The organism is Dermacoccus sp. NHGro5 (assembly GCF_017565385.1).
GTDB classification, from domain to species: domain Bacteria; phylum Actinomycetota; class Actinomycetes; order Actinomycetales; family Dermatophilaceae; genus Dermacoccus; species Dermacoccus nishinomiyaensis.
Genome location: NZ_JAGEKQ010000014.1, coordinates 1 through 19,872 on the forward strand (window position 1 = coordinate 1; position 19,872 = coordinate 19,872).

The following is a 19,872-nucleotide window of genomic DNA, read 5'->3' on the forward strand; positions in this document are numbered from 1 at the left end:
CCGGACGAGGGCCTCTCGCGCGACGCGCGCTGAGGATCAAGCTCGTCGCCGCGGGGCTGGGGCCCGAGCTTGCGAGGCCAGCCAGCTCCAGCGTCGGCGAGCGTTGACGAAGCGCGCAAGAGGAAACGCGCGCTGAGGATCAAGCTCGTCGCCGCGGGGCTGGGGCCCGAACTTGCGAGGCCAGCCAGCTCCAGCGTCGGCGAGCGTTGACGAAGCGCGCAAAACAAAACGCGCGCTGGGCACCAGATCTGATGAAGCCCGCCACACCGATCGGTGTGGCGGGCTTCATCAGATGCGGGTGCTTACTTCTTGCCCTGATTGGCGACGGCGGCAGCGGCTGCGGCGGCGGCTTCGGGGTCGAGGTAGCGTCCACCCTTGGTGACGGGCTCGAAGTTGTCGTCAAGTTCGTAGACGAGGGGCATGCCGGTGGGGATGTTGACGCCGACGATGTCGTCGTCACTGATGCCGTCGAGGTGCTTGACGACGGCGCGCAGCGAGTTGCCGTGCGCGGCGAGCAGCACCGTCTTGCCGTCCTGCAGGTCGGGGACGACCTCGTCGTGCCAGTAGGGCAGGAAGCGCTCGATGACGTCCTTGAGGCATTCCGTCAGCGGCGCGTCGTCACCGAGGTCGGCGTAGCGCGGGTCGGCGTCCTGACTCCACTCGCTGCCTTTCTCGATGGGCGGCGGGGGCGTGTCGAAGGAGCGGCGCCACGTCATGAACTGCTCTTCGCCGTACGTGGCGAGCGTCTCGGCCTTGTTCTTGCCCTGGAGGGCGCCGTAGTGCCGCTCGTTGAGGCGCCAGCTGCGCTTGACCGGGATCCAGTGACGGTCGGCTGCGTCGAGTGCGAGGTTGGCCGTCATGATGGCGCGGCGCAGCAGCGACGTGTGGACGACGTCGGGCAGGATGCCGTTCTCGACGAGCAGTTCACCGCCGTGCGTGGCCTCGGCCCTGCCCTTGTCGGTGAGGGGCACGTCGACCCACCCGGTGAACAGGTTCTTGGCGTTCCAGTCGGACTCTCCGTGACGGAGCAGGATCAGCGTGTGCGTCATGCCTCCAGCCTATCGCCGACGCCCGTGTGAGGGTGGGGCGTCACGGCTCGGTGGTCGGATCTTTCGCCGTTGCCTCATCGTCCGCCCTAGCCTCGTCGTCGCGGTCGTTCTCGAGGAGGTGGCGGAAGGCGTCGAGGTTGCGCGTCGACTCGTCATGCGTGACGCGCCAGTGCCATTCTTTCTTCATCGACGACAGGAAGCCACGCGCGAGGACGTCGTTGAAGATGCCGTCGCTCGCCTCGAGCATCGCGCCGAGCAGGACGTCGAGGCCCGCCGTGTCGAGCCCCGCCAGCGGCAGTCGGCCGGTGAGGTAGACGTCGCCGGAGGAGTCGATGCCGTAGGCGACGCCCGGCAGGCGCAGGTTGCGCTGCAGGAGCAGCCGGTAGACGTCCTCGTGGTTCTCGTCGGGGTTGCGCACGACGAACGCCATCGCCTTGAGCGTGCGATCCCCGACGACGAGCGAGACGACCGTCTTGAGCTTCTTCTCCCCCGGCAGCGTGACGACGAACTCGCGCTCGCGCGCCCCGAGATCCCATTCGAGGCCGGATTCCTCCAACCATTCGCGCACGAGGGCGGTGGCGGCTTCGACCAGGTCAGCGTCAGACATGACACCAACCTACGCGGCCGTCGCCGCTCGCGGCATCACCCGGTCAGGCCTTCGCACCGTCAGGCCGTCGCACGCTCAGACCGTCAGACCGTCACGGCACGATGGCGCTGGGTACACCGGCGAGCGCACGGGAGGCGTCGATGTCGGAGCTCGTCTCCCGCCGGCACGCGTCCTCGTAGACGGCGAGGAGCTTGTCGACGCTCGCGTCCCAGCTGTGGTCCTGAGCGTGGCGGGCGGCGCGACGGCCCAGTTCATCGATGCGTGGCGGGTCGTCGAGCAATGCAGCGAGCTCCTGCGCCCACGTCGCCGGGTCGTGGCCGTCGACGAGGACGCCGCCGTCTCCGACGGCCGTCGGCAGCCCACCGACCGCCGCGGCCACGACGGGCGTGCCGGAGGCGGACGCCTCGATCGCGACGAGCCCGAACGACTCGCTGTGCGACGGCACCGCGACGACATCCGTCGCATGGAACCAGGTGACGAGTTCGCGCCGCGAGACGGGCGGCACGAAGTCGACGACGTCCTTGACGCCCAGCTCGCGCGCGAGCGCCTGCAGCGCGAGGGGCTTGTCGAGGCCTGAGCCCGACGGCCCGCCGACGATGACGAGTCGCAGCTTCTCGCGGCGCCACGGGGCGTCCTCGATCATGCGAGCGACGGCGCGCACGAGGACGTCGGGCGCCTTGAGCGGCTGGATGCGGCCGACGAAGAGGACAACGTCAGCGTCCTCCTCGAAGCCGAGTTCCGCTCGCGCAGCATGACGTTCGGCGACGATGTCGTCGCCCGCGCTGAACACGTCGAGGTCGACGCCGGGGGTGACGACGGTGACCCTCGCCGGGTCGGCTCCGTAGAGGTCGATGAGTTCCCGGGCCTCGCCGGGGGTGTTGGCGACGAGCGTCGTGGCCGCGTCGACGACCTGCTCCTCACCGATCTCGCGCCCCGCCGGCTCGGGAGTGTCACCCGCGGCGAGCTGACTGTTCTTGACCCGCGCCATCGTGTGCATCGTGTGGATGAGAGGCACCCGCCACCGGTCGGCCGCGAGCCACCCGACCTGGCCCGAGAGCCAGTAGTGGGAATGCACGAGGTCGTAGTACCCCTCCGGCTTCGACGCGCCGACCCGCATCATGCCGGCCGCGAACGCGCACAGCTGGCCCGGCAGATCGTCCTTGCCGAGCCCCTCGTACGGCCCGGCGGCGATGTGGTGGACGGTCACGCCGGGCGCCAGTTCGACCTGCTCACCCACGGACGCGCTCGTGCGCCGCGTGAAGATGTCGACGGCGACGCCGCGTTGCGCGAGCCGCTTCGCCGTCTCGACGACGTAGACGTTGAGGCCGCCCGCGTCACCCGTCCCCGGCTGCGACAGCGGTGAGGTGTGGACGCTCACCATGGCGACGTGCTTGACCTCGCGCTCTGGAGCCTCACCGGACGCCGAGGTGGCCGGACTCGTTCCTTCGCGCCCGTCCGACGGTGCGGCGGAGGCGCTCGGTAGCCACGCGCGGGCAGCGGCATCGTTCACGTCGGATTCGTCCACGACATCCGCAACGGTAGATTCGCCACGTGCATTCCCGACCCGTCGGCGCCGTCACCCGCGGCACGACCAACGCCAACCGGCTGCGCCGTCAAGACCGGTGGCTGGCGGGGCCGCAGGCCTGGCGGCTGCGCCGCTCGGAGGGCTCGCCCGTCGTCGTCGATCTCGGGTACGGGGCCTCCCCCATCACCGCCGTCGAACTGCACACGCGACTGCGCGCGGTGCGCCGTGACGTGCGCACCGTCGGCATCGAGATCGAACCGAGCCGCGTCGAGATGGGCCGGCGACTGATCGCGCGCACGCCGCTGGAGGGGTTGAGCTTCGCCCGTGGCGGTTTCGAGGTGCCGCTACCGGGCGGCGAGCGCCCTGTCATCGTGCGGGCCGCGAACGTGCTGCGTCAGTACGACGAGAGCGAGGTGGCCGGCGCCTGGGCGCACGTGCTCGAGCGGTTGGCGCCGGGCGGGCTGCTGCTCGACGGCACGTGTGACGAGCTGGGGCGCCGTTCGACGTGGGTGGCGCTCGAGGCGAGCGGGCCCGTCAGCCTCACGCTCTCCTACCGCCTCGCGGGCCTCGCCGACCCCGCGGACATCGCCCCGAGGCTCGTCAAGGCCCTCATCCACCGCAACGTGCCCGGCGAGCGCATCCACGACTACCTCGCTGCACTGTCACACCACTGGACGCTCAGTGCGCCGCTGGCGCCGCACGGGGCTCGTCAGCGGTTCATCGCGACGGCCCGCGCGATGCGGGCGTCGGGCTGGCCGCTGCTCGACGACGTCCACCGCTGGCGCCTCGGCGAGATCACCGTCGCCTGGGCAGCCGTGGCACCCGCGGACGACGGCGCCCGCATCACTCGTCGTTGAGCGTCGCGACGAACAACCTCGCGCCCCGCTCACCGGTGACGCGCGCCGGTGGGTCGCCCGCCGGCCACCACGCGCACTCCAGGGGCCCGAGCATCAGACGCTCGTCGGCGCACTCGACGCTGACGGGCGCATCGAGCGCGAGCAGGAGACCGGGCGCGCCGTGGGCGGGCACGTCAAGGGGCTCACTCTGAGGTCGAAGCTCCCACAGCGCGAAGTGCGGCACCTCGGAGTGGTATCGCGCCATCCCGGGCTGCGGGCGCCGGGGTTCGTCCGCCGTCACGGGCGTCGACACGTCGACGATGGCGAGCAGTTCGGCGACGTCGACCTTCTTCGGCGTCAACCCGCCGCGGACGACGTTGTCCGAGTTCGCGAGGATCTCGACGCTCGTGCCGCGGACGAAGGAATGCAGGACGCCAGCGCCGATGAAGTAGCTGCGCCCGGGCGTCATGAGGTGGTGCTGCATCGTGAGCAGGACGACGACGCCGATGTCGCCCGGAAACTGCTCGTGCACGGTGAGGACCGTGCGCAGGGCGCGCGCCTCGGCGTCGTCCTCGATCGTCTTGACGACGCTCTCGAGCGCCGCGACGACCTCCTGCACGAACGGGCCCTGACGCTCCGTCTCGAGCGTGAGGATCATGCTGAGCAGCGCGTGCTCGGGACGCTCGGTGCCGCGCGCGGCGTCGATCATCGCCTCGAGGCTCACGAGGCCGAGCGCGCGGAGGCGCTCCTGCACCTGCGCGAAGGGCAACGAGCCGGCGAACGCCTCGCTCTCGACGAGGGGGATCCACGCCTCGGGCTTCGGCCACGCATCGGAGTAGGTGCCCTCCGGCGCCGACGCCGCGCGGCTCGCGTCCGGGTGCGCCTGGATCGACAGGGCCTTGTCGGCCGCGAGGATCTTGAGCAGGAACGGCAGACGGTCGCCGAAACGCTCACGCGAGCGGGCACCGAGATGGTGGGCGTGGTCGCTCGCAATGTGCTCGTCGAGGCCGCAGCGACGTCCCCCCTGATCGAACGTGCCCGGCCCCGCTTCGTGAGCCCCCACCCACAGCTCGGCCTCGGGTTCCTCGCTCGGCGCGCGCCCGGCGAGGCTTGCCAACGCCTCACGCGAACCCCACGCGTAATCCTTGATGAACGGCTCGAACTTCAGCACGGCGCCCCCTCCCCCACTGCACCCATGACGGGCGTCATCGTATGTCGTCGGCGGGGTCGTCGAAGAACTCCCCCACGACCTTCCGCACCCGCGCGCGGTGCCCCCACAGCAGCCCGTGCTCGTCGAAGACCTCGAGACGCGCGTTCGGCAGATGTTGTGCGAGACGCTCGGCCGAGCTCACCGGGTGCACCTCGTCGCCGCGCTGGGCGAGGATGAGCACGGGCAGCTCGAGGCCGCGCAGCGCCTCGACGTCGGCGACCGGGACGGCGTGTGGCATGTCGCGCAACGCCTCGGCCATGCCGGGGCGCAGGAACACCTCGGTCTGCTGATCGACCCAGGCCTGCGCCGCGTCACTTCCACGCGCCGACGCCGGCAGCTCGCGCTCCAGCTGGGCACGGATCGTGGCGGCGTCGCCGTCACGCGAGGCCTGCGCCATCGCCTCGTAGCGCACGAGGCCCGCGCTGTTGCGCGGCGAGTCGACGACGGCGGGGATCACGAGGACGACCCGCTCGAAGCGTCGTGGGTCGCGCAGCAGGACGCGCAGGAGCGAACCGGCACCCATCGAAACACCCAGCGCCCGCGTCGCCGCGACATGGTCGCTGACGGCCAGGAGTTCGTCGGCGGTGTGGTCGTAGTCCCACCCGTCGAACGCCGGCGCCGAGCGGCCGTGCGAACGGAAGTGGAAGAAGACGCGCGTGCCCGAGACGCCCGAGGCGTACGGACGCGTCGAGGGGATGGAGGCGCCCATGCCGTGCGCGAACACCGTCACCGGCTCCCCGCGACCGGAGCGCACCACCTCGAGCGGGCCGCTCGGGCCGTCGACGAACTCAGCAGCCACCGCGGATCACCAGGGGCCGTACGGGCCGTTGGAATTCGGCTTGTTCGGTCGGACGATGGGTCGGACGTCGGCGAGGAACACCCCGGCGGCGACGATGCCGATGATGCCCGGCAGGCTGACGGGCCGCAGCAGCGAGATGAAACCGAGCAGGACGGCGACCGCCGTGATCGCCAACCACGCGGGCTTCGAGAGCTTGCCGTGCACCTGATACATGATCGCCGAACCGCGCGCGGCCTCGATGAGTGCGAAGATCTCGACGCCGAGCACGATGACGCCCAACGCCACCATCGCGTACGCCTGGATCTGAGAGATGACCTCCATGCCTCCAGCCTAGGCGAGAGGTCCGACAACCCGCGCCGGACGGGGCGTTCTCGAGGTGGCGGCCGGGGACGTCGCCCTCACACTTCGACGACGACGGTGAACGGCCCGTCGTTGACGAGGCTCACACGCATGTCAGCGCCGAAGCGGCCCGTCGCCACGCGCAACCCCTCGCCGCGCAGCGCCGCCACGACGGCGTCGACGAGCGGTTCCGCGACCTCACCCGGCGCAGCCGCTCCCCACGACGGGCGCCGACCCTTGCGCGTGTCGCCGTACACCGTGAACTGGCTGACGACGAGCAGGCGGGTGCACGCCTCACCTGTCTCGAGGTCGCCGGCGTGCAGGTCGCTGACGCTGACCTCCCCGGGCATGATGCGCAACCCGGCGATCTTGCGCGCCATCGCCGCGACCTGGGCGCCGCCGTCGTCATGGGTGGCGCCGAGCAGGACGACGAGACCCGGCGCGTCGAGTCGGCCGACGACCTCGCCCGCGACGCTGACGCTCCCCTCGAGCGCTCGCTGCAGGACGGCCCTCATCGGTGCGCCGCGGCGAGCGAACCCGTCGTCGGCTCCGGCAGCACGGCCGTGACAGCGCCCACGGGCTCACCGTGGCCGAGGATCGGTGCCGACGCGAGATCGTCCAGCACCGGCGCGTCCACCCCCATCGCCCGCAGGATCGCCGCAGCCACGACGGGGCGCGCGCGCTGGGAGCCGTCGGCGATCTTGACGCTGACGCCGCGTCCGTCGGCGAGGCCGATCGCGTAGACGGCCTCCGCCCCGTCCTTCGCGATGAGGCCATCGACGCCCTCGACGAGTTTCGTGACGTCGCGGCGTGTGCCCCCGAGGTAGCGCGGCGCGGCGCGCATCGCATCGGCCACCCGCGCCTCTGCGTTGCCGGGCGCCGCCGCGGCAAGTCGCCCGAAGGCACGCGCCAGCCCGTCCATGCTCAGCGTCATGACGGGAGCACCACAACCGTCCACGCCAGTCGCCTCGACGGTGTCGTCGGCGATCTGCTCGAGCGTGGTGGCCATGAGTCGCTGCAGCGGGTGGTCGACGTCGCGGTAGGTCGTCGTGTCCCAGCCGTTGACGACGCACGTCGCGAGCATGCCGGCGTGCTTGCCGGAGCAGTTCTGGGCCAGCGACTCGGGCTCGCGGCCCTCACGCAGCCACTGGCGACGATCGACGTCGTCGTACGGCAGGTCGGGGGTGTTCTGCAGGTCCTCGACGCTCAGGCCGTGCCGTTCGAGGATGCTGCGCACCCCCTCGAGGTGGAAGCGCTCACCCGAGTGGCTCGAGCACACGAGCGCGAGCAGCTGCGGCGGCAGATCGAGGCCGGCACGCACCATCGCGAGCGCCTGCAACGGTTTGTTCGACGAGCGAGGGTAGATGACGACGTCCGGCTCGCCCCACGCGGCCTGAACGGCCCCCTTGGCAGTGGTGACGCACGCGAGCGCACGGTGGACGGACTCGACGAAACCCGAGCGGTCGACGCGGGCCATGACCGGCGCCCCGGCGAGCCTCGCGATGATCTGATCAGCGGTGGGCGAACTCATGCTCCGACCTTACGGGCTGGCGCGGGCATGACGAAGGCCCGTCACTCCCCCAGGGAGCGACGGGCCTTCGTCTGCGACTAGCCGAGGCTAGATGCGGTCAACCTCAGTGGTTGTCCTTGACGTCGCGAACCTTGTCCTTGGCCTTGTCGGCGAAGGAGCGGTCGTCACCGTCGCGGACGCCGTCGGTGCCACGCGTGCCCTCGACGCCGTTCTCGACGCGGACCTCTTCGTGACCGACCTCCGCCTGGACGCGCTGCGTCTCCTGGACCTGGTCGACGTCGAGGCCGACGCGCTCGGTGGCGACGGTCTCCTTGTCGACGACCGGGCGCTCCTCGTGCAGCGTCACCGTCTGCGTCTCCTCGCCGAGCTGGACGTTGCCGTCGACGCGCTCGTTGACGGGCTCACGGGTCACGTGAACCTCTTCGCGGGTGACGGGGACGTCGACCTGCTGCTGCTCGGTGACGACGTACTTGCGCAGGCGAGCCTTGCCGGCCTCACGACGCTCCTTGGCGACGTTGAGGCGCTCCTCGTGAAGAACGACGCCGTTCTCGTCGCGCTCAAGGTTGCGCTCGTCACGCTCGACGCGACGCTCGTCGTGCTCTTCCTTGCGGAACTCGTGGTCGGCGCGAGCCTCGTCGACGCGACCCTCCACACGGTCCTTGGCGTCGTGGTCGTGGTGACCGGCGGTTCCGGCCGTGCCGGCGGCAGCGGCGTCGCGGCCGTCGAAGTCACGACGTTCACCGTCGTGCGTCGTGCCACCGTTCGACAGGCCGTAGTAGCGGTAGAGCGCCTCTTCCTGCTCGACGTCGAGGTGCTTGTCAGCGTCCTGACGCGGGGCGTCCTTGATCTTGGCCTTCGTGTAGGGGAGGTACAGGTCCTCACCCTCGACGCGGGCGCCCTCGAGCGGGACGAAGGACTCGGAGGTACCGAACAGGCCCGTGTTGACCGTGACCCAGGCGGGCTGGCTCGTCTGGTCGTCCAGGTAGACCTCGCCGACCGAACCGATCTTGTCGCCGTCGCTGTCGTAGGCCTTGCCGGATCGGGTGGCCAGAACGTCGTCAACGGAAAGCATTTTCGTTCTCCTTCGTGATGGCGGATGCACGCCGATCCGACCGGATTCGCATCCGTCCAGGTCGCCGTGCGGCTTGGCATCAGCCGATCATTTTTCCTGGCCGCTGTCACCACCCCCGGCCGCGAAAGGGGTCTGGACAGGATGCAACCTGGGGGTCTCCTCCGCGTCACCCGCCCCTCGGATCTCACCCGTGGGAGTGGACCCCGACACGCTTCAGGGCCGTTTTGCGGCCTCATAGGGGTGACAGCTCCACCCCTATGGCCAATACAGACAACCGCTACCCATCGGTTTTGTGACATGAATCACATTTTTTGCATCCCGTCCCGGTAGACTCATCTGAGACCCTGCACGGTCAGGACCCCTTGACCCCGCCCCGAGCATCAGGCCGCGAACACTCAGGGCGCGACGATGACGGTCTGCGCGGCGGCCACCCCGCCGATCAGCAGCGGCGCGTCGGCTGGGGTTGAACGCTTGAGCACGACGAGGCCGATCGGCCCGTCGATGTGGTGACGCGCCACTGACGTCAGCCGACCCGCAGCACGGGGGGCTCCGGGCACCATGACCTCGGCGCCGACCTCGGGCAGCGTGTGGTCGCTGCCGTCGAGATGGACGAACGCCAACCGCCGCGGCGGGCGACCCAGGTTGTGGACGCGGGCGACGGTCTCCTGCCCCCGGTAGCACCCCTTCTGCAGATGCACGGCGCTGCGCAGCCAGTCGAGCTCGTGCGGAATGGTCCGGTGGTCGACCTCGAGCAGCCCGTCGGGTCGCCAGGCCGCGACGCGCAGCGCCTCCGCGGCCCATAGGCCCGCCGGCTGAGCCTCGGCGAAGACCGCCTCGAACCGCTCGCGCGGCACGATGAGTTCGCGCCACCGACGCTCCGAACCAGGGTGCTGCGCGCTCGGACCGTACGCCGCGCTCACGGGGCCGAGCGCCGGCCACGGGTCACGCCAGGCGATGACGCCGGTCTCACGCACCTGCTCGGGGGTCGACTCCTCGTCGTTCACCTCACCGATGACTGCGTGTTCGTCGGAGACGTCTGCCACCTCGACGCGCAGCATGAACTGCATGCGTCGCAGCCATGCGGCCAATTCGGCGCTGCGACCGGGATCGGTCGTCAGCCACGTCGCCTCGCCGTCGTCGACGACGTGCAGGGCGAACTCGACGTGCCCGTGCGGGCTGAGCACGAGCGTCTCCGTCGAGGTGAACGGCGCCAGGTCGGCGAGGTGCTGCGTCGTCATCGAGTGCAGCCAGGAGAGGCGGTCGGGGCCGGCGACCCGCACGACGCCGCGGGCCGACAGGTCGACGTGAGCCCGGCCCTGCTCGAGCGCACGCTGCTCGGCGACCGGGTTGCCGTAGTGGGCGGGCACCGACGCCCAGACGCCGTCGGCCGCCACGGCGCCGGGCAGGTCGAGGGACGGCGAGCGGTCGCCCGCGTGGGCCGCCTCATGCTGCGACGCGGGGGCGTTCGTCGTCGCGCCGGCATGGGCGGCGTCGACGGTGTCCGGATTCGTGGCCCGGTCCGCGTCCGAGACCTCAGGGGGCAGGGGCTGCATATCATTCACCGCACCACCGTACGCGCGGGTCCGCGCGGCTCCCAGGTGAGCCTCGGTCGGCCCACCTATGCTGGGGCCATGTCAGACGAGACCTCGATGCCGCACGCCGACGACGCGCCCGGCACCCCGGGCCCTTCGCCCCACGACGGCACGAGCGCGACGGGCGAGACGAGCGACGGTGCCAGCTCCCGCGCGACGAAGGCCCCCGGCCGGCGACGGAGGCGTAGCAAGCTGCGTGTCCTGCTCTACACGCTGCTCGCGCTGCTGCTCATCGTCGCCCTCGTCATCGGCGGGTTCTTCCTGTACCTCAAGTACGTGTTCGACTCGAACGTCTCGCGCGAGAAGCTCCTGCCGAGCTCGAACGTGACGCGAGACGCCGCGGCCGGGGACGCCCAGAACATCCTGTTGCTCGGCTCGGACAGCCGTAACACGAGCCTGCGTGACGGAAGCCGTTCCGACGTCATCCAGCTCGTCCACATCAGCAACGACCGCAAGCAGGTCTCCGTCGTGCACTTCCCGCGCGACTACTACGTCGACATCCCGGGCCACGGCAAGAACAAGATCAACGCCGCCTACGCGTACGGCGGCCCGACCCTGCTCATCCAGACGATCGAGAAGGCGACGAACGTCCACATCGATCACGTCGCGCAGATCGGGTTCAAGGGCTTCGAGAAGCTCACCGACGACATGGGCGGCGTCGACATCTACGTGCCGCAGGCCTTCGACGAGAAGGGATACGGCAGCTGGTCCAAGGGCATGAACCACATGAACGGCACCCAGGCGCGCCACTACGTCCAGGAGCGTCACCAGCTCAAGAACGGCGACATCGACCGTGGCAAGAACCAGCAGGCCTGGATTCTCGCCATGTTCAAGAAGGCCAAGACCCAGGGCGTCCTGACCAACCCGGTGACCATCACCAAGCTCGTCGGCGACATCTCCGACAACCTGGCCGTCGACGACGGATTCACCTCTGGGTACATGACGAGCCTCGCCTACAGCCTGCGCGACCTCGACACGCAGAACATCACCTTCTACACGGCGCCGTACACCGGTTTCGGCAACGAGGGCGCCGCAGGATCGGTCGACTACGTCGATGAGGCAGGCCTCGAGAAGCTGAGCGACGGCCTGCGCAAGGACGACATGTCCGGCGTCCCGAACGGGCGCGTGGGCGCTGCGAGCTGAGGCCCAGGACGCGGAAAGCCCCTGCGCGCGGCTCGATCGAGAGGCACGTCACCGGATAACCTGGTGCCGTGCCTTTCGAACTTGATGTCAACATGCCCATCGAACTCGCCCCCCTCGCCTGGCTCGTCGGCCGCTGGGAGGGCGCCGGTGTCATCGGCTACCCCGGCATGGAGTCGGCCAACTTCGGCCAGGAACTCGTCGTCAGCCACGACGAGCGCCCCTTCCTCGAGTGGCACTCGCGCATGTGGAAGCTCGACGAGCAGGGCAACAAAACGGACGCCATCGACACGGAGTTCGGCTACTGGCGCCCGCTGGAGAACAACGAGGTCGAGTTCATGGTGACGCACCCGAGCGGCATCGTGGAGATGTACTACGGCAACACCTCCCCCGCGAAGATCGAACTGCGCACCGACGGCGTCATCCGCTCGCCGCAGGCGCCCGAGTACACGGCCGGCGCGCGCATGCTCGGCTACGTCAACTCCAACCTCATGTGGGCCTACGACGCGGCGCTCAACGGCAAACCGCTGCAGAGCTACGCCTCGGCCGAGCTCAAGCGCGTCGACTGACGTGCTGCGCTCCTGCCTGACGCGCCGATGGGCGCCGCCTCCCTCGCCGGGTGCGGCGCCCATCGGCGTCCGTGGTGGTTCGAGCGGCAAGTGCCGACGAGCCGATGCGGACAACCGGGCTTGCGGGCGCTCAGACGAGACGCGCCACCGCGACGGGCACGAGGCCACAGACGAGGACGCACGCACACCCCGCGGCGAGCTGCGCCCGCGTGTGGGCGGACGTCGCGAGCGTCACCGTCGTACGCAGGCACGCCCACGACAACAGGCCCGCCGCGCCACCAGCCAGGGCGGCCGACGCGACCGATGCGCCCGCGATGACGGCGCCGCACCCGGCGATCGCGCCGAGCACGCACTGCGCCGCACCCAGTTCGAGGCGCCGTGACGTCGCCCCCGCCACGCCGTCGAGGACGCTGCCGACGAGCGTCGCGAGGCCTGTGGCGAGCATGAGGTGGCGCGTCTGCGACGAGTCGGCGGCGTCGATGAAGTAGGCGCCTGCCCCGAGCACGCCGAGGCCGAGCGCCGTGCCGGCGAGCGTCATGACGAGGCGCGGACGCCCGTCCTCGCGCAGCAGTTGGTGCAGGAAGCTCGCGATGAGCCCGACGCACAGGACGGCACCGGCCCACCGCGTGCGATCCCCGGCGCCACTGGCGAGCATCGTGACGGCGAGCGCCACGGCGGTGCCCGTCAGCACGGACGTCGTCCCGCGCGGGCTCGGTAGGTTGACCAGTCGCGGCCACCCCCATGCGAGGCCACATCCGAGTACCACGAAGACGAGCGCGATCAGCGTCACCGGCGCGAAGGACGCCGCGCAGATCGCGGCGGACGCAACAGCTCCGGCGCACGCGCCGGAGGCGCGCATCGACGGCGTCGGTGGTTTGGCGGAGGTCACGCGCCCATCCTCGCATCCCGCGCGCCGGTGCTCATCCCCTGACGGCTCATCCCCCGACGAACGGGGGCAGCACCTCGACGACGTCTGCCGGCTCGAACGAGGCGTCATCGGCGAGGCGACGGCCGCCGTGCAGCAGGCTGCAGCGTGCGAGCACGGCCTCGATGTCGGGGTGGGCCCGCATGATGAGCGTGCGTACGTCGCGGCCGGTGATCTCGGGGCTCTGGGGCGCCTCACCCACCGCGAGCGGCAGGCTCTCCTCGTCGCACCCGGCGGCCTGCGCCGCACCCGCCCAGTAGCGCACCCGCACACTCGGGCGAGCGTCCACGTCTGTCGTCATCCGATGTTCCATCCTTCGACCATGCTCCGGCAGCCTCTCCACGCTAACCGTAGTCTTGACGCGTGGCGCACCTCCTGCTTCTGACGACGGCTCGCGGCGCGAGCGTCGAGGTGCTTCCTGCTCTGGGGCTGCTGAGCCACCGGGTGCGCGTGAGCACGCCCGACCCGGATCGGCTCGCCGCTCCGCTCGACGCCGACGTCGTCATCGTCGACGCGCGCACCGACCTCGTCGCGATGCGCGGCGTCACCCGCATGGTCGAGGCCGCGTGGCCGGGTACGCCCGTCCTCGCCATCTTCACCGAGGGCGGCCTCGTCGCACTGACCCCCGAGTGGTCGATCAGCGACGTGGTCCTCGATGTCGCGGGCCCCGCCGAGGTCGACGCCCGCATCCGTCTGGCTCTGGCCCGCGCCGGTTCGCAGCCCGACGAGGCGAACACGCAGATCACCGCCGGCGACCTCGTCATCGACGAGGAGTCGTACTCGGCGCGGGTGCGTGGGCGGTCGCTCGACCTCACCTACAAGGAGTTCGAGCTGCTCAAGCACCTCGCGCAGCACCCGGGGCGGGTCTTCACCCGCGCGCAGCTGCTGCAGGAGGTCTGGGGCTACGACTACTACGGCGGCACGCGTACCGTCGACGTCCACGTGCGACGGTTGCGGGCCAAGCTCGGAGCCGAGCACGAGACGTCGATCGGCACGGTCCGCAACGTCGGGTACCGCTTCGTCGATGGTGGCGTGAACGGCGAGTGACGCTTCCGTCCGGGCCGACGCGAGCAGCGCTCGCGGCGCGATCTTGGCTTCTGAATCTCCCGTCATTCCGCGGTTGTCACCCGTGCGCGCTAGCGTGAACGCCATGAAGATCGACGCACAGAACCTCGACGTCCACCCGGCCCGCCCCGACGAGGTCGACGCCGTGCTGGCGCTCGCGCGCTCCGCGGCGAGGAGCGACGGTGTGGCCGCCCTCAACGAGGAGTCGCTGTTCGCGCTCGAGCGCCTCGCGCCACCGGCCCGCGTCCTCGTCGCCTCCCGGGAGGGCTCACCGGTCGGCGTGCTCGTCGACGCGCAGTCAGATGCAAGCGGATGCGATCTCGTGACGGCGCCCGACGCCCGCCGCGCGGGTGTCGCACGGGCTCTGCTCGTGGCCCTGGACGAGTCCAGGAGCGATACTGCGACGCCCGTACGCCTTTGGGCCCACGGCGATCTGCCCGCTGCCCAGGCGTTCGCTGCGAGCCTCGGTGCGCGCAAGGCGCGCGAGCTGTGGCGCATGACGCGTCCGCTCACCGCCGACGAGACGTTCGACGTCGCACTCCCCGCGGGTCTGGTCGCGCGCGGTTACGACGGCAGCGAGCGCGAGGCGCAGGCCTGGGTCGATCTCAACGCGCGCGCCTTCGCGCATCACCCCGAACAGGGGCGTATGACGCTCGCCGACTTCCGCGAGCGCGAGGCGCAGGAGTGGTTCGACCCGGCGGGTCTGATCCTCGTGTGGGACGAGGCGAGCGGAGAGCTCGTCGCCTCGCACTGGACGAAGCACGAGCCGGGCGACGAGGCCGGCGAGGTGTACGTCGTCGCGGTCGCACCCGAGTGGCAAGGACGAGGCATCGCCGGGCCGCTCACTGCCCTCGGCCTGGCTCACCTGCGTGACGCGGGGGCGAGCAGCGTCGAGCTCTACGTCGAGGGCGACAACGAACCGGCCAAGGCCACCTACACGCGGCGTGGGTTCGTCCGTGCTGCTCACGACGTGATGTACGTCCACACGCCTGCCCGGGCGATGTGAAGATAGAGCCATGAGCACTGCGCCCAAGACCGCCGCCTCCAAGGAACCGCAGGATGCGGGCCGCGCCGACGACTCGCCGCCCGAGACTACTCCCTCGTCTCCGTCGACGGCCGTCGCCCGGTTCAAGCCACGCGCGGCCTCTCGTCCACGCAACGTCGCGCGCTCGGCGGCCACGACGGAGAAGGCGAAGTCGACGAAGACCGCCTCTGCTGACGAGCCGGAGCTGCCCGCAGACCGTTTCCTCGACCGCGAGATGTCGTGGCTGCAGTTCAACGAGCGTGTCCTGCAGCTGTCGACCGACCCGAACGTGCCGCTGCTCGAGCGCGCCCGCTTCCTGTCGATCTTCTCGTCGAACCTCGACGAGTTCTTCATGGTGCGTGTGGCGGGCCTCAAGCGCCGCATCGCCGCCGGCCTCGCGGTGCGCTCGGCGTCCGGTCTCGAACCGCGCGAGCTGCTCGACGACCTGACGCGCGCCTCGCACGACCTCATGGATCTGCACGCCGGCATCTTCCAGCGCCAGGTCCGCCCGGCCCTGGAGGATGAGGGCATCCGCCTGCTCAAGCTCTCGCAGCTGACGGACGCGGACCGTGACTACCTGGGCACCTACTTCGAGGCGCAGGTCTACCCCGTCCTCACCCCGCTGGCCGTCGACCCGGCGCATCCTTTCCCGTACATCTCGGGCCTGTCGGTCAACCTCGCGGTGCTGCTCATCGACCCCAAGACGGGCCGCGAGCACTTCGCTCGCGTGAAGGTGCCGCCGTTGCTGCCACGCATGGTCAAGCTGCCGACGGGCGAAGGCGAGGACCCGCTGTACGACGCGCGCTTCGTCACCCTCGAGGACGTCATCGCCGAGCATCTCGACGTGCTGTTCCCCGGCATGGAGGTGCACGAGCAATTCACCTTCCGCGTCACGCGCAACGAGGATCTCGAGGTCGAGGAGGACGACGCCGAGAACCTGCTCACCGCCCTCGAGAAGGAGCTGACGCGACGCCGTTTCGGCGCGGCGGTGCGTCTCGAGGTCGCCGACGACATGGACGATCACGTCCTCGACCTGCTGACGCGTGAGCTGGGCGTCAGCGACGACGAGGTCTTCCGCCTGCCCGAGCCGCTCGACCTGCGCGGCCTCGGTGACATCGCCGATCTCGACCGCAGCGAGCTGCAGTGGCCACGGTTCATGCCGAAGACCCACCCGCTGCTCGCGCCGGTCGAGCGCTCCGAGGCCCCCGACGTCCTCGGCGCGATGCGTTCGAGCGACATCCTGCTGCACCACCCCTACGACTCGTTCTCGACGTCGGTGCAGGCGTTCGTCGAGCAGGCCGCAGCCGACCCAGACGTGCTCGCCATCAAGCAGACGCTGTACCGCACGAGCGGCAACTCGCCGATCATCTCGGCACTCATCGACGCAGCGCAGGCCGGCAAGCAGGTGCTCGCCGTCGTCGAGATCAAGGCGCGCTTCGACGAGGAGAACAACATCACGTGGGCGCGCAAGCTCGAGCGCGCGGGCGTGCACGTCGTCTACGGCATGGTCGGGCTCAAGACGCACGCGAAGCTGTGCCTCGTCGTGCGGCATGAGGGCGACGGCATCCGCCGCTACTGCCACGTCGGCACCGGCAACTACAACCCCAAGACGGCTCGTCTCTACGAGGACCTCGGGCTGCTCACGACCGACCCCGACGTGGGCGAGGACCTGGGCCGGCTGTTCAACCAGCTGTCGGGCATGGCGCCGCGCGCCAAGTTCAAGCGCCTTCTCGTGGCGCCGCGTTCGGTGCGTTCTGGCTTGATCGAGCAGATCGACCGGTGCATCGAGGCGGCCAGGGCCGGCAAGGCCTCGAGCGTGTCACTCAAGGTCAACTCTATCGTCGACGAGCAGATCATCGACGCCTGCTACCGCGCCTCGCAGGCCGGGGTGAAGGTCAACGTTCTCGTGCGCGGCATCTCCGCGCTGCGTCCGGGCGTGCCCGGGCTGAGCGAGAACATCGAGGTGCGCTCGATCCTCGGGCGCTTCCTCGAGCACAGCCGTGTGTTCGTCTTCGACGTCGAGGGCCAGGAGCCGATCGCCTACATCGGCAGCGCCGACATGATGCACCGCAACCTCGACCGCCGCGTCGAAGCGCTCGTGCGGCTTACGGACGAGCGCCAGGTCGCGACGGTCGTCGACCTCGTCGCCACCGGCATGAGCCCGCAGACCTCGTCGTGGCGTCTCGACGCCGAGGGCCGCTGGATCCGGGAGAACCTCACGCCCGACGGCGCGCCGAAGAACGACTACCAGGCCGATCTGATCGAGGCGTACTCGAAGCGTCGTCGCAAGGCCCGCCGGCGGTGACGCGCGGCAAGAACCCGGAGCTGGTGCCTGCTGCCGGGGCGCTCGTGTGGCGCCGCCGCCGCAGCCGCATCGAGGTGGCGCTCGTTCATCGTTCGCGCTATGACGACTGGTCGTGGCCGAAGGGCAAGCTCGACCCCGGTGAGACGTTCGCTCAGGCCGCTGCGCGTGAGGTGCTCGAGGAGACGGGGCTGCAGGTGCGTCTCGGCATCCCCCTGCCCGAGCTCGTCTACGGCCTCGACAACGGCGCGACGAAGCTCGTCCGGTACTGGGCCGCCCAGGTCGTCGGCGGCAGCGGAGTGCTCGAGCACGAGGTCGACGAGGTGCGCTGGCTCGACGTCGAGACGGCTCGACGAACGCTCACCTACGCACGCGACCGCCTCCCCCTCGACGCCCTGCTCGAAGCCGAGCGTGACGGCCGCCTCGAGACGTGGCCGCTGCTGCTCGTGCGTCACGCCCACGCCCAGGCGCGCGCCGCGTATCGGGGTGACGACGACGCCCGCCGCCCGCTGAGCGAGCGCGGCCGCGCACGGGCCGCTGCGCTCGTCCCCGTCCTCGGGGCGTGGGCTCCTGAGCGCGTCGTGTCGTCGTCGTCGACGCGGTGCGTGCAGACGGTCAAGCCGTTCACGTCCGCGAGCGGGACGCGGTTGCAGACTAAGAGCGCGCTGTCGGAGGAGACCTTCGCCGCTCGTCCTGAGAAGGCCGCCCGCCAGTTGACGCGCGCCCTCGAGCGCGCCGATGCGACGGCGTTGTGCACTCACCGCCCCCTCATCCCCGATCTCGTCGCGGGGTTGTCCGCACTCGCGCCGACCGGGTCGGCGACGCGTCGCTGCCTCGGCCACATCAAGGCGCACGGGATGGACAAGGGCGAGGTGCTCGTCTGCCAGGTCCTCGGTGGCGGCCAGGAGGCGCAGATCGTCTCGGTGGAGCGGTTGCGCACCCCACCCCTGGAACGCTGAGCACCGATTCCGACCGGCAATCTCCCACTGCCCCAAGGCCTCTCACACCCCTCAGACTGCGTTCACTCAACGTTTACCTCGAAGGGGGATTCGCGACACGTGAACGACCTAGGTTCCAAGCGTCCAGGCACGTGCCCGGAAATACTTTGTGACGAGAGGTCTGTATCCCGTGAAGATCACGAGCATCGCCCGCATCTCCGGCGTCGCGCTGGCCAGCGCCCTTGCCCTGTCCGCCTGTGGCAGCGAGTCGTCCGACTCCGCCACCGACGGCGCCAAGTCCGCAGGCTCCAGCGCGACGGACGCCGCCAAGTCCGGCGGTGACTCGGGTTCGGCCGACTGCGGCAAGAAGGACCTGAAGGCCGAGGGTTCCTCCGCCCAGGACAACGCGATCCAGGACGCCATCGAGAAGTACGGCAAGACCTGCGAGAACAACGTCACGTACAACGCGACCGGTTCCGGCAACGGCATCAAGCAGTTCATCGCCGGCCAGGTCAACTTCGCCGGCTCCGACTCCGCGCTCAAGACGAAGCCGAAGGACGGCAAGATCGAGACCGACGAGGCCAAGACGGCCTGCGGTTCCGAGGCCTGGAACATCCCGATGGTGACCGGCCCGATCGCCGTCTCGTACAACCTGAAGGACGTCAAAGACCCGATCACGCTGACGCCGGCCGTCCTCGCCGACATCTTCAACGGCAAGATCACGAAGTGGAACGACCCGGCAATCGCCGCGGTCAACAAGGGCGTCACCCTGCCGGCCAAGGACATCAAGGTCTTCTTCCGCTCGGACGAGTCGGGCACGACGGAGAACTTCACGAAGTACCTCGCCGCCTCCGCGAAGGACAAGTGGACGGCCGAGCCCGGCAAGAAGTGGACGGGCAAGGGCGAGGGCAAGGCCAAGACGGCCGGCGTGACCTCGTCCGTGAAGTCGACCGACGGTGGCATCACGTACGCCGAGTGGTCGGCCGCGAAGGACAACGAGCTGCAGGTCGCGAAGATCGACAACGGCGCGGGCGCCGTCGAGCTGACCGGCGCGTCTGCGTCCAAGGCCATCTCCGCCGCGAAGATCGACGGCACGGGCAACGACCTGCGCCTCAAGCTCGACTACGCGACGAAGGAAGCGGACGCCTACCCGATCGTCCTCGTCACGTACGAGGTCGTCTGCTCGAAGTACAAGGACGCCGAGATCGGCAAGTCCGTGAAGTCGTTCCTCACCTACTTCGCCGGCGACGACATCCAGAAGAACCTCGAGTCCCAGGGTTACGCGCCGCTGCCGGCCGACATCCAGGGCAAGGTCAAGACGGCCGTCAACGCCATCCAGTGACGCACAG

20 protein-coding genes are annotated in these 19,872 nt (G+C 70.0%); 8 read left to right on the forward strand and 12 right to left on the reverse strand.

Annotated features, from left to right (window positions below; genetic code table 11):
• Positions 1-302: 302 nt before the first annotated feature.
• The 3 genes from J4Z35_RS07055 to mshA form a co-directional block, all read right to left on the reverse strand.
• Positions 303-1,049 (reverse strand): phosphoglyceromutase, encoded by a 747-nt coding sequence (locus J4Z35_RS07055; RefSeq protein WP_131941601.1) that lies wholly within the window; start codon positions 1,047-1,049, stop codon positions 303-305.
• Between the two features lie 40 nt (positions 1,050-1,089).
• On the reverse strand, positions 1,090-1,656 hold the full coding sequence (locus J4Z35_RS07060; protein WP_131941603.1) for a YbjN domain-containing protein: 567 nt from the start codon (positions 1,654-1,656) through the stop codon (positions 1,090-1,092).
• A 91-nt stretch (positions 1,657-1,747) separates the two neighbouring features.
• A complete protein-coding gene (gene mshA, locus J4Z35_RS07065) occupies positions 1,748-3,037 on the reverse strand; it encodes a D-inositol-3-phosphate glycosyltransferase (RefSeq protein WP_074040829.1) in 1,290 nt (429 codons plus the stop codon).
• A gap of 170 nt (positions 3,038-3,207) precedes the next feature.
• Between mshA and J4Z35_RS07070 the strand changes: the two genes are divergently transcribed.
• Positions 3,208-4,038 (forward strand): class I SAM-dependent methyltransferase, encoded by an 831-nt coding sequence (locus J4Z35_RS07070; protein ID WP_131941607.1) that lies wholly within the window; start codon positions 3,208-3,210, stop codon positions 4,036-4,038.
• On the opposite strand, the gene manA is transcribed toward J4Z35_RS07070, so the two are convergent.
• From manA to J4Z35_RS07105, 7 genes are all read right to left on the reverse strand, one after another.
• Complete coding sequence (gene manA / locus J4Z35_RS07075) at positions 4,025-5,188, reverse strand: mannose-6-phosphate isomerase, class I (protein ID WP_208065459.1); 1,164 nt, start codon at positions 5,186-5,188, stop codon at positions 4,025-4,027. The genes J4Z35_RS07070 and manA overlap by 14 nt on opposite strands.
• Before the next feature lie 34 nt (positions 5,189-5,222).
• Positions 5,223-6,026 carry an alpha/beta hydrolase gene (locus J4Z35_RS07080; RefSeq protein WP_208065460.1) on the reverse strand — a complete coding sequence of 268 codons (804 nt, stop codon included), beginning with the start codon at positions 6,024-6,026 and terminating at the stop codon, positions 5,223-5,225.
• 6 nt (positions 6,027-6,032) lie between these two features.
• Positions 6,033-6,347 carry a DUF2516 family protein gene (locus J4Z35_RS07085; protein WP_006946484.1) on the reverse strand — a complete coding sequence of 105 codons (315 nt, stop codon included), beginning with the start codon at positions 6,345-6,347 and terminating at the stop codon, positions 6,033-6,035.
• 77 nt (positions 6,348-6,424) lie between these two features.
• Entirely contained in the window at positions 6,425-6,880 is a 456-nt protein-coding gene (gene dtd / locus J4Z35_RS07090; protein ID WP_006946430.1) for a D-aminoacyl-tRNA deacylase, read from the reverse strand.
• Complete coding sequence (locus J4Z35_RS07095) at positions 6,877-7,896, reverse strand: asparaginase (protein ID WP_006946416.1); 1,020 nt, start codon at positions 7,894-7,896, stop codon at positions 6,877-6,879. The genes dtd and J4Z35_RS07095 overlap by 4 nt, the downstream gene beginning before the upstream one ends.
• A gap of 103 nt (positions 7,897-7,999) precedes the next feature.
• Positions 8,000-8,968: a PRC and DUF2382 domain-containing protein gene (locus J4Z35_RS07100; protein ID WP_208065461.1), complete on the reverse strand. Its 969-nt coding sequence runs from the start codon at positions 8,966-8,968 to the stop codon at positions 8,000-8,002.
• 395 nt (positions 8,969-9,363) lie between these two features.
• Positions 9,364-10,530 carry a folate-binding protein gene (locus J4Z35_RS07105; protein ID WP_241725021.1) on the reverse strand — a complete coding sequence of 389 codons (1,167 nt, stop codon included), beginning with the start codon at positions 10,528-10,530 and terminating at the stop codon, positions 9,364-9,366.
• A 69-nt stretch (positions 10,531-10,599) separates the two neighbouring features.
• On the opposite strand from J4Z35_RS07105, the gene J4Z35_RS07110 reads away from it, so the two are divergent.
• Together J4Z35_RS07110 and J4Z35_RS07115 are read left to right on the forward strand one after the other, a co-directional pair.
• Entirely contained in the window at positions 10,600-11,703 is a 1,104-nt protein-coding gene (locus J4Z35_RS07110; protein ID WP_050786567.1) for an LCP family protein, read from the forward strand.
• A 68-nt stretch (positions 11,704-11,771) separates the two neighbouring features.
• Positions 11,772-12,269 carry an FABP family protein gene (locus J4Z35_RS07115; protein WP_006946469.1) on the forward strand — a complete coding sequence of 166 codons (498 nt, stop codon included), beginning with the start codon at positions 11,772-11,774 and terminating at the stop codon, positions 12,267-12,269.
• Between the two features lie 130 nt (positions 12,270-12,399).
• Here J4Z35_RS07115 and J4Z35_RS07120 read toward each other — a convergent pair whose 3' ends face one another.
• Complete coding sequence (locus J4Z35_RS07120; protein ID WP_131941619.1) at positions 12,400-13,158, reverse strand: hypothetical protein; 759 nt, start codon at positions 13,156-13,158, stop codon at positions 12,400-12,402.
• Positions 13,159-13,204: 46 nt separating this feature from the next.
• The gene (locus tag J4Z35_RS07125; protein ID WP_131941621.1) at positions 13,205-13,495 is read right to left on the reverse strand and encodes a MoaD/ThiS family protein; all 291 of its coding nucleotides are present in this window, start codon (positions 13,493-13,495) and stop codon (positions 13,205-13,207) included.
• A 62-nt stretch (positions 13,496-13,557) separates the two neighbouring features.
• Between J4Z35_RS07125 and J4Z35_RS07130 the strand changes: the two genes are divergently transcribed.
• The 5 genes from J4Z35_RS07130 to pstS all read left to right on the forward strand — a co-directional run bounded on the left by J4Z35_RS07130 (position 13,558) and on the right by pstS (position 19,865).
• Positions 13,558-14,241, forward strand: coding sequence for a response regulator transcription factor (locus J4Z35_RS07130; RefSeq protein WP_144694178.1), 684 nt, complete (start codon positions 13,558-13,560; stop codon positions 14,239-14,241).
• Positions 14,242-14,344: 103 nt separating this feature from the next.
• Complete coding sequence (mshD, locus tag J4Z35_RS07135) at positions 14,345-15,265, forward strand: mycothiol synthase (protein ID WP_144694179.1); 921 nt, start codon at positions 14,345-14,347, stop codon at positions 15,263-15,265.
• Positions 15,266-15,275: 10 nt separating this feature from the next.
• Entirely contained in the window at positions 15,276-17,588 is a 2,313-nt protein-coding gene (locus J4Z35_RS07140) for an RNA degradosome polyphosphate kinase (protein ID WP_144694180.1), read from the forward strand.
• Positions 17,585-18,544, forward strand: a complete 960-nt coding sequence (locus tag J4Z35_RS07145; protein WP_144694182.1) for an NUDIX hydrolase — start codon at positions 17,585-17,587, stop codon at positions 18,542-18,544. The genes J4Z35_RS07140 and J4Z35_RS07145 overlap by 4 nt, the downstream gene beginning before the upstream one ends.
• Before the next feature lie 169 nt (positions 18,545-18,713).
• On the forward strand, positions 18,714-19,865 hold the full coding sequence (gene pstS, locus J4Z35_RS07150; RefSeq protein WP_144694184.1) for a phosphate ABC transporter substrate-binding protein PstS: 1,152 nt from the start codon (positions 18,714-18,716) through the stop codon (positions 19,863-19,865).
• The last annotated feature ends 7 nt before the right edge of the window (positions 19,866-19,872 follow it).

Excerpts from the sequence above, each read along its gene's own strand:
- J4Z35_RS07140 (WP_144694180.1), top strand. The coding sequence starts at position 15,276 with ATGAGCACTGCGCCCAAGACCGCCGCCTCCAAGGAACCGCAGGATGCG.
- J4Z35_RS07110 (WP_050786567.1), top strand. The coding sequence starts at position 10,600 with ATGTCAGACGAGACCTCGATGCCGCACGCCGACGACGCGCCCGGCACC.
- J4Z35_RS07100 (WP_208065461.1), bottom strand. The coding sequence starts at position 8,968 with ATGCTTTCCGTTGACGACGTTCTGGCCACCCGATCCGGCAAGGCCTAC.
- mshA (WP_074040829.1), bottom strand. The coding sequence starts at position 3,037 with ATGGTGAGCGTCCACACCTCACCGCTGTCGCAGCCGGGGACGGGTGAC.
- J4Z35_RS07095 (WP_006946416.1), bottom strand. The coding sequence starts at position 7,896 with ATGAGTTCGCCCACCGCTGATCAGATCATCGCGAGGCTCGCCGGGGCG.
- J4Z35_RS07060 (WP_131941603.1), bottom strand. The coding sequence starts at position 1,656 with ATGTCTGACGCTGACCTGGTCGAAGCCGCCACCGCCCTCGTGCGCGAA.
- J4Z35_RS07125 (WP_131941621.1), bottom strand. The coding sequence starts at position 13,495 with ATGACGACAGACGTGGACGCTCGCCCGAGTGTGCGGGTGCGCTACTGG.
- J4Z35_RS07055 (WP_131941601.1), bottom strand. The coding sequence starts at position 1,049 with ATGACGCACACGCTGATCCTGCTCCGTCACGGAGAGTCCGACTGGAAC.
- dtd (WP_006946430.1), bottom strand. The coding sequence starts at position 6,880 with ATGAGGGCCGTCCTGCAGCGAGCGCTCGAGGGGAGCGTCAGCGTCGCG.
- mshD (WP_144694179.1), top strand. The coding sequence starts at position 14,345 with ATGAAGATCGACGCACAGAACCTCGACGTCCACCCGGCCCGCCCCGAC.
- J4Z35_RS07085 (WP_006946484.1), bottom strand. The coding sequence starts at position 6,347 with ATGGAGGTCATCTCTCAGATCCAGGCGTACGCGATGGTGGCGTTGGGC.